This window comes from Streptomyces sp. NPDC055239, assembly GCF_053606205.1.
Window position 1 is genome coordinate 345,217 of the sequence record NZ_JBSGRD010000002.1, and the last position, 12,041, is coordinate 357,257.

Genomic DNA, 12,041 nt, shown 5'->3' on the forward strand with positions numbered 1-12,041 from the left:
TGTAAGGACAATGTGTTGACAGGGTTCGTGGGGCGGCATAGACCTAGGGGAGGACTCAGGGGGCGATGTCGATAAGGAGCGCAGGGTGACCGATCCGTACGACGTCATCACGATGGGCCGGATCGGGGTGGATCTGTATCCCCTGCAGGCCGGGGTGTCCCTCGCCGATGTCAGCACGTTCGGCAAGTTCCTCGGCGGCTCGGCGTCGAACGTCGCCGTCGCCGCGTCCCGCCTCGGCCACCGGGTCGCGGTCGTCACGCGCACCGGAGAGGATCCCTTCGGGGAGTATCTGCACCGGGAACTGCGGCAGTTCGGGGTCGACGACCGATGGGTGAGCGGGGTCGCGGGGCTTCCGACCCCGGTGACGTTCTGCGAGGTCTTCCCGCCGGACGACTTCCCGCTGTACTTCTACCGGCAGCCGAAAGCCCCTGACCTGGAGATGCACGAGAAGGAACTCGACCTCGGCGCGATCGCCTCCGCACGGGTGTTCTGGATGACGGGTACGGGGCTGTGCGCCGAGCCGAGCAGGTCAGCGACGCTGGCCGCGCTCCGAGGGCGGGCCAAGGCCGGGCTCACCGTCTTCGACCTCGACTGGCGGCCGATGTTCTGGGAGCGGACCGAGGACGCGCGCGGCTTCTACGCGCAGGCGCTCGCGCAGGCCACCGTCGCGGTGGGCAACATCGACGAGGTGGAGGTGGCCACGGGAGAGCGCGAACCCCGCGCCGCCGCCTGTGCGTTGCTGGCCGCCGGCGTCGAACTCGCCGTGGTCAAACAAGGCCCCAAGGGGGTGCTCGCGATGAACAGCTCGGGCGAGGCCGCCGAGGTGCCTCCGCTGCCCGTGACGGTGCTCAACGGCCTCGGGGCCGGTGACGCCTTCGGCGGCGCGCTCTGTCACGGGCTGCTCGAAGGCTGGGAGTTGGAGCGGATCATGCGGTACGCCAACGCGACGGGCGCGATCGTCGCGTCGCGCCTGGAGTGTTCGTCAGCGATGCCGTTCCCGGACGAGGTCGAGGCGGCGCTCGCCGCGGGAGCCGTGACACATGAGTGACGAGAGGGGTGACGAGAGGGGTGGCCTCAGAGGCGATCGCATGGTCGACGTCGCCGAACTCGTCCGGATCCGGGCCCGGCACCCCGAAGCCATCGCGGAGGCCGCCGCCCGTCGCCCCCGGCGCCCGCTCCTCGGCGGCAGCGGGCGGCTGATGATCATTGCTGCCGACCACCCCGCCCGGGGCTCCCTCTCCGTCGGCGGGGACAAGCTGGCGATGGCCAACCGCGCGGACCTGCTCGAACGGCTCTGCCTCGCGCTCTCGCGCCCCCGCGTGGACGGCGTGCTCGCCACCGCCGACATCCTCGAAGACCTGCTCCTGCTCGGCGCCCTCGACGGCAAGATCGTCATGGGGTCGATGAACAGGGGCGGGCTCGCGGGGGCCTCGTTCGAGCTGGACGACCGGTTCACGGGGTACCGGGCCGAGGACATCGACCGGCTCGGCTTCGACGCGGGCAAGCTCCTGCTGCGGGTCGACTACGAAGACGCCGGTTCCCTCGCGACCCTGCACTCCAGCGCCCGCGCCATCGACGCCATGGCCGCGAAGAAGCTGCCCGTCTTCGTCGAGCCCTTCCTCAGTAGACGCCCGCCCGACGGCGGTCCGCCGCGCAACGACCTGAGCGCCGAGGCCGTCACCACGTCCATCGCCATCGCGTCGGGGCTCGCCGGGACATCGGCGTACACCTGGTTGAAGGTCCCCGTGACCGAGAATCCGGACGACATGGCGCGTGTCATGGAGGCCTCGACGCTGCCCGCCGTCCTCCTCGGAGGCGACCTGGGTGACGACAGCGACGCCGCGTACGAGAAGTGGCGGGGCGCGCTCCAACTGCCCACCGTGCACGGGCTCGTCGCGGGGCGCACGCTGCTGTACCCGGCGGACGGCGATGTGTCGGGCGCCGTCGACACCGCTGTCGGACTGCTGTAGGAGGGCCGCATGAGCAGGAAGGCCACATGAGCAGGAGGGACACATGACGTACGTACCGAAGGGCAGCGCGGCCGAGGGGCCGTACGCCCTGGAACTCGACCCGAAACGGTCCGGTCTTGTCTATTCCGCGCTGCGTGTGGTCGACATAGAACCCGGCGCCACGCACTCCTTCGCCACCGGAGAGAGTGAATGGATCGTGCTCCCGCTGACCGGCGGCTGTACGGTGCACGCGGAAGACGAGATCATCGAACTAATGGGCCGGGAGAGCGTGTTCAGCGGAGTGAGCGACTTCGCTTACGTGCCCCGTGACGCCCACATCCAGATCGCCTCCGGCGCGGGAGGCCGCTTCGCCCTGGCAGGAGCGAAGTGCGAGCGTCGACTCCCCGCCCGCTACGGCTCCGCGCCGGAGGTTTCCGTCGAGCAGCGCGGCAGCGGCACGTGCGCCCGCGAGGTCCGCAACTTCGCGTCCGCCGACGCCTTCGACTGCGACCGCCTCATCGCCGTCGAGGTGATCACACCCGGCGGCAACTGGTCCTCGTACCCGCCGCACAAGCACGACGAGCACCGCCCGGGAGTCGAGGCCGAACTCGAAGAGATCTACTACTTCGAGATCGAGGCCGCGCCGGACGGCGGGCCCGAGGGCTTCGGCTATCAGCGGGTGTTCCCGTCAAGGCCCGGCGGTACGGATGTCCTTGCCGAGGTCCGTACGGGCGACGCCGTGCTCGTCCCCGACGGCTGGCACGGCCCGTCGATCGCCCAGCCGGGGCACAGCATGTACTACCTGAATGTGATGGCCGGTCCCGGGGACGAGCGGGAGTGGCGGATCTGCTTCCATCCCGATCACGCGGAGGGGTACCGATGACGGCGGAGGTACACCGATGACGGCGGAGGGAAAACGATGACCACGACGAGGCTCACCACCGCGCAGGCCCTCGTCCGCTTCCTGTCTCGGCAGTTCACCGAACGCGACGGCGAGCGGCAGCGGCTCATCGGCGCCACCTGGGGCATCTTCGGGCACGGCAATGTCGCCGGAATCGGCCAGGCACTCGTGGAGTACGGCGACGACATGCCCTACCACCAGGGCCGTAACGAACAGGCCATGGTGCACGCCGCCGTCGGGTACGCCCGTCAGTCGGGCCGCCTGTCCACGCACGCCGTCACCACGTCCATCGGGCCCGGCGCGACCAACCTCGTCACCGGCGCCGCGCTCGCGACCATCAACCACCTCCCGGTGCTCCTGCTGCCGGGCGACACCTTCGCGACGCGCCCCGCCGACCCGGTGCTCCAGCAGCTCGAAGTCCCGTACGCGGGCGATGTGTCGGTCAACGACTGTCTACGCCCGGTGTCGAAGTACTTCGACCGGATCACCCGTCCCGAGGCGCTGATCCCGGCCGCGCTCGCCGCGATGCGCGTGCTCACCGACCCGGCGGAGACCGGCGCCGTCACCCTCGCGCTTCCGCAGGACGTGCAGGCGGAAGGCTTCGACTGGCCGGAGGAGTTCTTCGAGGAGCGGGTGTGGGGCGTACGCCGTCAGGCCCCCGACCCGCGTGAACTGGCCGCCGCCGCGCGGGCCGTGCGCGAGGCGCGGCGCCCGCTGATCGTCGCGGGCGGCGGAGTCCACCACAGCGCCGCCGAGGAGGCGCTGCGGGAGCTCGCGGATGCGACCGGCATTCCCGTGGCCTCCACCCAGGCGGGCAAGGGTTCTCTGCGCTTCGACCATCCGGCGGACGTCGGCGCCATCGGGCACACGGGCACGGCCACGGCCGACGAACTGGCCCGCACCGCCGACCTGGTGATCGGCGTCGGCACCCGCTACAGCGACTTCACCACCGCGTCCCACACACTCTTCGCCGAGCCCGGCGTCCGCTTCCTCAACCTCAACATCACGGCGTTCGACGGCCACAAGATGGCGGGCGCGCCCCTGATCGCGGACGCGCGCGCGGGCCTGGAGGCGCTGACCGGCGCCCTTGAGGGGTGGCGGGTGCCGCCCGCGTACGTCGCCGAGTACACCGAGGACAAGGTGCGCTGGGAGCAGCGCGTCGACGCGGCTTACGCAACCGACGAACCCGACGTGCGGCCCACACAGCTCCAAGTCCTCGGCCTGCTCGACGCGCTTGTCACGGACGAGGACGTGATCATCAACGCGGCCGGATCCCTCCCCGGAGATCTCCACAAGCTGTGGAGGACGCGCTCGCCCTGGCAGTACCACGTCGAGTACGGCTACTCCTGCATGGGATACGAGATCCCCGCCTCGATCGGCGTCGCGATGGCCGCGCCGGAGCGTCCGGTCTGGGCGCTGGTCGGCGACGGAACGTATCTGATGATGCCCACCGAGATCGTGACGGCGGTCCAGGAGAACATCCCGATCAAGGTCGTGATCCTGCAGAACCACGGGTACGCGTCCATCGGCGGGCTCTCCGAGTCCGTGGGCGCCGAGCGGTTCGGGACCGCCTACCGCTTCCGGGCGCCCGACGGTACGTACACGGGTGCCCCGCTGCCCGTCGATCTCGCGGCCAACGCGGCCTCGCTCGGGATGCGGGTGATTCGCGCCAAAACAGTGGCTGACCTGCGCGATGCTCTTGCGGAGGCGCGGGTGGCCGACGGTCCCACATGTGTCTACGTGGAGACGGAAACGGCAGACACAGTGTCGCCCCCGCCTCCGGCGCAGGCGTGGTGGGATGTGCCCGTGGCCGAGACCGCGGACCGGCCGTCCGCGATCAAGGCCAGGAAAGAGTACGACCGGCACGTCTCAGCCCGACGCCGCCACCTGTGAGAGTAGGGATGCTTGTCATGACGAAGACCGTCAATCACTGGATCGGCGGGAAGTCCGTCGAGGGTGTGTCGGGTACGTACGGCCCGGTCACCGACCCCGCGACCGGCGCCGTCACCACGCAGGTCGCCTTCGCGTCCGTGGACGAGGTGGACGCCGCCGTCGGCTCCGCGCGCGAGGCGTACGCCACGTGGGGCAAGTCGTCCCTCGCCAAGCGCACCTCGGTGCTCTTCGCCTTCCGCGCGCTGCTCGACGCCAACCGTGACGCGATCGCCGAGCTGATCACCGCCGAGCACGGCAAGGTGCACTCGGACGCGCTCGGTGAGGTCGCCCGCGGCCTGGAGATCGTGGACCTCGCCTGCGGGATCACGGTCCAGCTGAAGGGCGAGCTGTCGACGGAGGTCGCCTCGCGCGTGGACGTCTCGTCCATCCGCCAGCCCCTCGGCGTCGTCGCGGGCATCACGCCGTTCAACTTCCCGGCCATGGTGCCGATGTGGATGTTCCCGCTCGCCATCGCGTGCGGCAACACCTTCGTACTGAAGCCGTCGGAGAAGGACCCGTCGGCGGCGCTGAAGATCGCCGAACTGCTGTCCGAGGCCGGGCTCCCGGACGGCGTCTTCAACGTCGTGCACGGCGACAAGGTGGCCGTGGACCGGCTGCTCGCGCACCCGGACGTGGCGGCCGTCTCCTTCGTCGGCTCCACGCCGATCGCCCGCCACATCCACACCACAGCGACCGCCAACGGCAAGCGCGTGCAGGCGCTCGGCGGCGCCAAGAACCACATGCTGGTCCTGCCGGACGCGGACCTCGACGCGGCGGCCGACGCGGCCGTCTCGGCGGCGTACGGCTCGGCGGGCGAGCGCTGCATGGCCATCTCGGCCGTCGTCGCGGTCGGGTCGATCGCCGACGAGCTCGTCGCGAAGATCAAGGAGCGCGCCGAGAAGATCAAGATCGGCCCCGGCAACGACCCGGCCTCGGAGATGGGCCCGCTCATCACGGCGGCGCACCGCGACAAGGTCGCGTCGTACGTGACGGGTGCGGCCGCCGAGGGCTGCGAGGTCGTCCTGGACGGCACCGGCCACACGGTCGAGGGCTTCGAGGACGGCCACTGGATCGGCCTCTCGCTCCTGGACCGCGTACCCGTGAAGGCCGCCGCGTACAAGGACGAGATCTTCGGCCCTGTCCTTTGCGTCCTTCGAGTCGACACGTACGAGGAGGGCGTGGCGCTGATGAACGCGTCGCCCTTCGGCAACGGCACGGCGATCTTCACCCGCGACGGCGGCGCCGCGCGGCGCTTCCAGCTGGAGATCGAGGCCGGGATGGTGGGCGTGAACGTCCCGATTCCGGTGCCGGTCGGCTACCACTCCTTCGGTGGCTGGAAGGACTCGCTCTTCGGAGATCACCACATCTACGGAAATGACGGGACGCACTTCTACACCCGGGGCAAGGTCGTCACCACGCGCTGGCCGGACCCGTCGGACGCGCCGGAGGGCGTGGACCTGGGGTTCCCGCGGAATCACTGAGCTCGATCTTGAGCCGACGTAATCGTCGAGCTTGAGCTGATGGTGCCGCGGGGCCGGAACTCCCGCCCCGCGGCACCCGGCTCGCGGCGTACCGCAGCCGCTGTACGCAGGCCCCTTCACGTACTCCCCAGGGAGACAACCGGGTTCACACCACCGGCTGCCCCGGTTGTCAGCCCCCGCCCGTACGGTTGACGCATGGATCTACGACTGCCGAAGCTGCCCAAGCGCAGACTGCTCGCCGCGGTGGCCGCCCTCGCGGTGCTCGCGGGCGCAGGCACCTGGACGGCGGCGGCGTCGGACGACGGGCCCGCCGTGCACCGCGAGGACCGCGTCATGCAGATGACGGGCGCGGGCGGCGCGAAGATCGACACGTCGTACTTCACCGCGGGTGACGCGTCGAAGAAGCGCCCCGCCGTCCTCATCGGCCACGGCTTCGGCGCCAACAAGGACGAGCTGCGCGCACAGGCGGAAGACCTCGCCAGTAAGGGGTACGCGGTCCTGACCTGGTCGGCCCGCGGCTTCGGCAAGTCCACCGGCAAGATCGGCCTCAACGACCCGAAGGGCGAGGTCGCCGACGCCTCCCATCTGATCGACTGGCTGGCGAAGCAGCCCGAGGTGCAGCTGGACAAGAAGGGCGACCCGCGTGTCGGCATGACCGGCGCTTCGTACGGAGGCGCGATCTCCCTCCTCACCGCCGGGTACGACGACCGCGTGGACGCCATCGCCCCCCAGATCACGTACTGGAACCTCAGCGACGCCCTCTTCCCCAACGGCGTCTTCAAGAAGCTCTGGGCAGGCCTCTTCATCAACACCGGAGGCGGCTGCGAGCGGTTCGAGAAGCAGCTCTGCGACATGTACAACCGGGTCGCGGAAGCCGGAAAGCCGGATGCCGCGGCGCGCAAGATCCTCGCCGAGCGCAGCCCCGTCGCCGTGGGCGACCGCATCAAGGTGCCCGCCCTGCTCTTCCAGGGGCAGACCGACTCCCTCTTCCCGCTCGGCCAGGCCGACGCCACCGCCAAGGCGCTCCGCGCCAATCACGCGCCCGTGTCCGTCGACTGGATCTCCGGCGGCCATGACGGCGGCGACCGCGAGACGGGCCGCGTGAACGGCCGCATCGGATCGTGGTTCGACCGCTACCTGAAGGACGACAAGAGCGCGGACACCGGCCCGGGATTCCGGGTCACCCGCACCGGAGGCATGGACTCCACCAACGGGTCCGCGACGACGCGGGGAGCCAGCGGCGACCGCTATCCCGGCCTGGAGAGCGGGCAGCGGGAGATCGCGCTCACCGGGCGCGAGCAGCGCTTCGAGAACCCCGCGGGCGCTGCCCCGCCCGCCATCTCCGCGCTCCCGGGCGCGGGCGGCGGCGGACTCAACCAGCTGTCCTCGCTCGGTGTCGGAGTCTCCCTCGACTTCCCGGGCCAGAACGCGAGCTTCGAGTCGGCGCCGTTCAAGGACGACCTGCGCATCACCGGATCGCCGCAGGCGCGGGTGCACGTCAAGTCCAGCAGCGAGGACGCCGTGCTCTTCGGGAAGGTGTACGACGTCGGTCCTGGCGGCACTCAGAAAGTCCTGCCCTCCCAACTGGTCTCGCCGATCCGCGTGGAGGGCGCGAAGGCGGGCAAGGACGTCACCGTCACCCTGCCCGCCGTCGACCACGACGTACAGAAGGGCCACCGCCTCCGCCTCGTCCTCGCCTCGACGGACCTGGGCTACGCCTCTCCGACGCAGCCCGCCACGTACAGCGTCGCCTTGAAGGGCGACCTGGCGGTCCCCACCGCGCCCGGCGTGAAGACGGCCGCGACACCGCTGCCCGCCTGGGTGTGGTGGCTCCCGGCGTCCGGCGCGGTGATCGCGGTGCTGCTCCTGCTCACCGCGCGGCGGAGGACGACGGCGCCCGCGCCGGACCCGGAGCTCGCTGAAGTACCGCTGCGGATAACTGACTTGAGCAAGCGGTACGCCAAGTCGGTGGACCGTTACGCGGTCCGTGACCTCTCCTTCAGCGTCGAGAAGGGCCAGGTGCTCGGCCTCCTCGGCCCGAACGGCGCGGGCAAGACGACGACCCTGCGCATGCTCATGGGCCTCATCCGGCCCGACGCGGGCGAGATCCGCGTCTTCGGGCAGGCGATCCGTCCTGGCGCACCCGTCCTCTCCCGGGTCGGCGCGTTCGTCGAGGGCGCGGGCTTCCTGCCGCACCTCTCCGGTCGCGAGAACCTGGAGCTGTACTGGAAGGCCACCGGGCGCCCCGCTGAAGACGCCCGCATGGACGAGGCGTTGGAGATCGCCGGGCTCGGCGACGCGCTTGCCCGCGCGGTGCGGACGTACTCGCAGGGCATGCGGCAGCGGCTCGCGATCGCCCAGGCCATGCTCGGCATGCCGGACCTGCTGATCCTCGACGAACCGACCAACGGCCTCGACCCGCCACAGATCCGCGAGATGCGCGAGGTCATGATCCAGTACGCGCGGGGTGGCCGCACGGTCATAGTCTCCAGCCACCTCCTCGCCGAGGTCGAGCAGTCCTGCACGCATCTGGTGGTCATGGACCGCGGCCGCCTCATCCAGGCGGGCCCGGTCTCCGAGATCGTCGGCTCCGGCGACACGCTCCTGGTGGGCCTCGCGGAGGACGTCTCCGATCCACTCGTCGAGAAGGTGGCCGCGCTGCCGGGCGTCGCATCGGCGGTTCGCGCGGACAGCGGTCTCCTGGTACGCCTCGACGGTACGGAGGAGGCGAGCGCCGCACGCCTCCTCGCCGAACTGGTGCGCCTGGAACTGCCCGTGGAGTCCATGGGCCCGCACCGCCGCCTCGAAGACGCGTTCCTGACCCTGATCGACGGAGGCACCGCATGAGCGCCACAGCCACGGGGCCCGGCACGGGGCCGGGCACGGATCCGAGTACAGAGCCGGGCACGGAACGCGTCACGGCCCCCGGATACCGCCCCGGCCGCACACTGCCGCTGCGGGTCGAGGCGATGCGCCAGCTGAAGCGGCGCCGGACCCTGGTGATGGCCGGGGTGATGGGCCTGCTGCCCTTCGTCCTCGTCCTCGCGTTCACCATCGCGGGCTCCCCGGAGTCCAGAAGCGGCCGAGTGACGCTGATGGACACGGCCACGGCATCCGGCGCGAACTTCGCGGCGACGTGCCTGTTCGTCTCGGCGGGCTTCCTCCTGGTCATCCCCGTCGCACTGTTCTGCGGGGACACGGTCGCCTCGGAGGCGAGCTGGTCGTCCCTGCGCTACCTCCTGGCAGCTCCGGTGCCACGGGCCCGCCTGCTGTGGTCGAAGCTGGCCGTGGCGCTCGGCCTCAGCGCGGCGGCGATGGTACTGCTCCCCCTGATCGCCCTGGCGGTCGGAACAGTGACGTACGGCTGGGGCCCACTGGAGATCCCGACGGGCGGCACCCTCCCCGCCGGAACAGCGGCCCAACGCCTCGTGATCGTCGTGGCGTACATCTTCATCTCCCAACTGGTCACGGCAGCGCTCGCGTTCTGGCTCTCCACCAAGACGGACGCGCCGCTGGGCGCGGTGGGCGGCGCGGTGGGCCTGACGATCGTCGGCAACGTCCTGGACGCGGTGACGGCACTGGGCAGCTGGCGCGACTTCCTGCCGGCGCACTGGCAGTTCGCCTGGGCAGACGCGATCCAGCCCCGCCCTGAGTGGGGCGGCATGATCCAGGGCTCGGCCGTCTCGGTGGCGTACGCACTGGTGCTGTTCGCGCTGGCGTTCAGGGGGTTCGCGCGGAAGGACGTGGTTAGTTGAGAGGCGGGGGGCTTTGCCTCCCTTTTATGCCTTTCGTGACTTCACGCTGCGTATGAGGGCGGCGAGTTGTTTGGGGGAGGCGGACAGCTCCGTGCTGGGGGCTTCGCTCTCGCGGAGCAGGATGGCTCCAGGGGTTGCGGTGAGTTCTACGCAGTTCGGCGCGTCTTCGTCGCCGGAGTACGAGGACTTCTGCCATGCGAGGGCCGGTGTCATGGCGGGACCTTTCAGGGGCGTTTTGCCAGTTCGTGCAAGAAGTCCTTCGACTCTACGACGCCCAGCGCCGCCCCTTCCACGTCGTCGATCACCCTTCGATACCGGCTGAGCTGTGCCTCCGCATCCATGTACGTGGCGCCGTGCGCGGTGTCCAAGAGCACTGTGTCCAACTGTGGGATAGAGCCACCGGGGATCAGCATCGGGTTGCCGATCCGGGTGAAGCCATCCACATCGAACGGAACCACCCGGACCGTGACTTGCGGATGCTCGGACTGCTCCAGGATGTGCAGCAATTGCCTTCGGGCAACTTCGCGATTCGCGACCCTGACACGCAGCGCCGCCTCGTGGATCACCACTTCGAAGCGGAACGGCTCCTCCTTGCCGAGAACATTCTGCCGTTCCCGGCGGAAGCGCATGCGCGCTTCCAACTGCTCCTTGGGGAGCCGAGCCGCGGATGAGGAGTAGATCGCCCGCACGTGCTCCTCGGTCTGGAACAGGCCGGGGATCTGCACGTTCTCGAATGACCTCAAGTACGTGGCGTGGTGCTCCAGTTCTGCCAGGTCCAGGAAGCCTTGCGGGAGCATGCGGCGGTGCGCGTCCCACCAGCCGCGTGCACGTTCGCCGGTCATGGCTGCCAGAGCATCGATCAACGCGGGGTCGTCGCATGCGTACTGCCCGGCCAGGAGTCGGACGCGGTCAGCGCTCGTTGCGACACGCCCTGATTCCATGGCGGAGAACTTGCCCTCGTTGATCCCCGTAGCGCGAGCCGCCTCCCGGAGGGACAGCCCCGCCCGCTCCCTGAGCCTGCGAAGTTCTTTACCCAGACGCTCCTGTCGCGCCGTGATGGTCACCCTCGCTGCCATTTGCCCCTGCTTTCAGGCTAGTTGAGAGGCACCATAGTAGGGGGAAGACTTGACCCTGGTACAGCTATACCCCTACTGTCGGTGATGTAGCGCACACGCTGCGAGACTGTCGGGATCCCGGAAGCGCACCGCCCCGTCCTGCCATGACGGCCGTGAAACTGCCACCGCTCACCCGCCGCAGCGATCCAGCCCCCTCATGCCACCCGGAGTTCCGCCATGCCGAAAACGCCGGAAGACCCCGCTCCCGCTCCCGATCCCGCACCCGCACCCGAGCCGTGGGAGTACACCCTCTACATCCCCCACGACCCCCGCGCCGTCACGATCTGCCGACGCACCCTGCGCCTGATCCTCGCCGCGCACGGCCTGCCTCACCTCTCCGAAGCCGCTGAACTCGTGGCCACCGAACTGGTCAGCAACGCCCTGTGTCACACCAAGGGCCCCGCGGCCCTGCGCCTGCGCTGGACGGGTCTGCTTCTCCGCATCGGCGTCTGGGACGCCGACCCCACACCACCGGCGCCACCGTCGAGCACCGCCCTGGATGCTGAGCGTGGCCGGGGTCTGGCCCTAGTCCGCACCTGTGCCGACGGCTGGGGCTGGTATCCGCTCACGAGCACGGGGGACTCCGGAAAGTACGTCTGGTGCGAACTCTCGGCCGCGTGAGCGGGGCGGGGCGGGGTTGTGGTGGACCGGCGATTGGATGGGCGCCGGGGCCGCCCGGTTGCCGTGAGTCTGGTGGTTCCGGGCCGGGAGTAAAGGGCGCTCCTACGTCGCGTCGGCTACGCCGATTCCGCTGCGCTCCACCCTTGACACCCACCCCTGCACCACGTGAAGGAATGCGACCGGGCGGCCCGAGAGGCGGGACTCTCGACCACGCACGCAGAGTTGTTCGGTTTTAACGCCGGGCGCGGACTGGTTCGTCGGGGTGGCCGCCAAAGGGGCGTAAGGGG

General features: G+C 70.0%; 10 protein-coding genes. 8 read left to right on the forward strand and 2 right to left on the reverse strand.

Translation table 11 applies throughout. The features are described 5' to 3' along the window. The first annotated feature begins 85 nt into the window (after nucleotides 1-85). From iolC to ACWFRJ_RS07805, 7 genes are all read left to right on the forward strand, one after another. On the forward strand, nucleotides 86-1,048 hold the full coding sequence (gene iolC / locus ACWFRJ_RS07775; protein ID WP_453525450.1) for a 5-dehydro-2-deoxygluconokinase: 963 nt from the start codon (nucleotides 86-88) through the stop codon (nucleotides 1,046-1,048). A 40-nt stretch (nucleotides 1,049-1,088) separates the two neighbouring features. Then, nucleotides 1,089-1,970, forward strand: a complete 882-nt coding sequence (locus ACWFRJ_RS07780) for a Cgl0159 family (beta/alpha)8-fold protein (RefSeq protein ID WP_453527110.1) — start codon at nucleotides 1,089-1,091, stop codon at nucleotides 1,968-1,970. 43 nt (nucleotides 1,971-2,013) lie between these two features. After that, entirely contained in the window at nucleotides 2,014-2,832 is an 819-nt protein-coding gene (iolB, locus tag ACWFRJ_RS07785; RefSeq protein ID WP_453525453.1) for a 5-deoxy-glucuronate isomerase, read from the forward strand. A gap of 36 nt (nucleotides 2,833-2,868) precedes the next feature. Next, nucleotides 2,869-4,743, forward strand: coding sequence for a 3D-(3,5/4)-trihydroxycyclohexane-1,2-dione acylhydrolase (decyclizing) (gene iolD / locus ACWFRJ_RS07790; protein ID WP_453525456.1), 1,875 nt, complete (start codon nucleotides 2,869-2,871; stop codon nucleotides 4,741-4,743). Nucleotides 4,744-4,760: 17 nt separating this feature from the next. Further along, entirely contained in the window at nucleotides 4,761-6,263 is a 1,503-nt protein-coding gene (mmsA, locus tag ACWFRJ_RS07795) for a CoA-acylating methylmalonate-semialdehyde dehydrogenase (protein WP_453525459.1), read from the forward strand. A gap of 195 nt (nucleotides 6,264-6,458) precedes the next feature. Beyond that, nucleotides 6,459-9,110: an alpha/beta fold hydrolase gene (locus tag ACWFRJ_RS07800; RefSeq protein ID WP_453525462.1), complete on the forward strand. Its 2,652-nt coding sequence runs from the start codon at nucleotides 6,459-6,461 to the stop codon at nucleotides 9,108-9,110. Nucleotides 9,111-9,232: 122 nt separating this feature from the next. Continuing rightward, on the forward strand, nucleotides 9,233-10,018 hold the full coding sequence (locus tag ACWFRJ_RS07805; RefSeq protein WP_453527113.1) for an ABC transporter permease: 786 nt from the start codon (nucleotides 9,233-9,235) through the stop codon (nucleotides 10,016-10,018). A 24-nt stretch (nucleotides 10,019-10,042) separates the two neighbouring features. Here the strand turns inward: ACWFRJ_RS07805 and ACWFRJ_RS07810 are convergent, their stop codons facing one another. Both ACWFRJ_RS07810 and ACWFRJ_RS07815 read right to left on the reverse strand, forming a co-directional pair. Continuing rightward, nucleotides 10,043-10,231 carry a DUF397 domain-containing protein gene (locus ACWFRJ_RS07810; RefSeq protein WP_453525465.1) on the reverse strand — a complete coding sequence of 63 codons (189 nt, stop codon included), beginning with the start codon at nucleotides 10,229-10,231 and terminating at the stop codon, nucleotides 10,043-10,045. Between the two features lie 11 nt (nucleotides 10,232-10,242). Next, on the reverse strand, nucleotides 10,243-11,082 hold the full coding sequence (locus tag ACWFRJ_RS07815) for a helix-turn-helix domain-containing protein (protein ID WP_453525468.1): 840 nt from the start codon (nucleotides 11,080-11,082) through the stop codon (nucleotides 10,243-10,245). A 228-nt stretch (nucleotides 11,083-11,310) separates the two neighbouring features. Between ACWFRJ_RS07815 and ACWFRJ_RS07820 the strand changes: the two genes are divergently transcribed. Then, the gene (locus ACWFRJ_RS07820) at nucleotides 11,311-11,754 is read left to right on the forward strand and encodes an ATP-binding protein (RefSeq protein ID WP_453525471.1); all 444 of its coding nucleotides are present in this window, start codon (nucleotides 11,311-11,313) and stop codon (nucleotides 11,752-11,754) included. Nucleotides 11,755-12,041 lie beyond the last annotated feature (287 nt).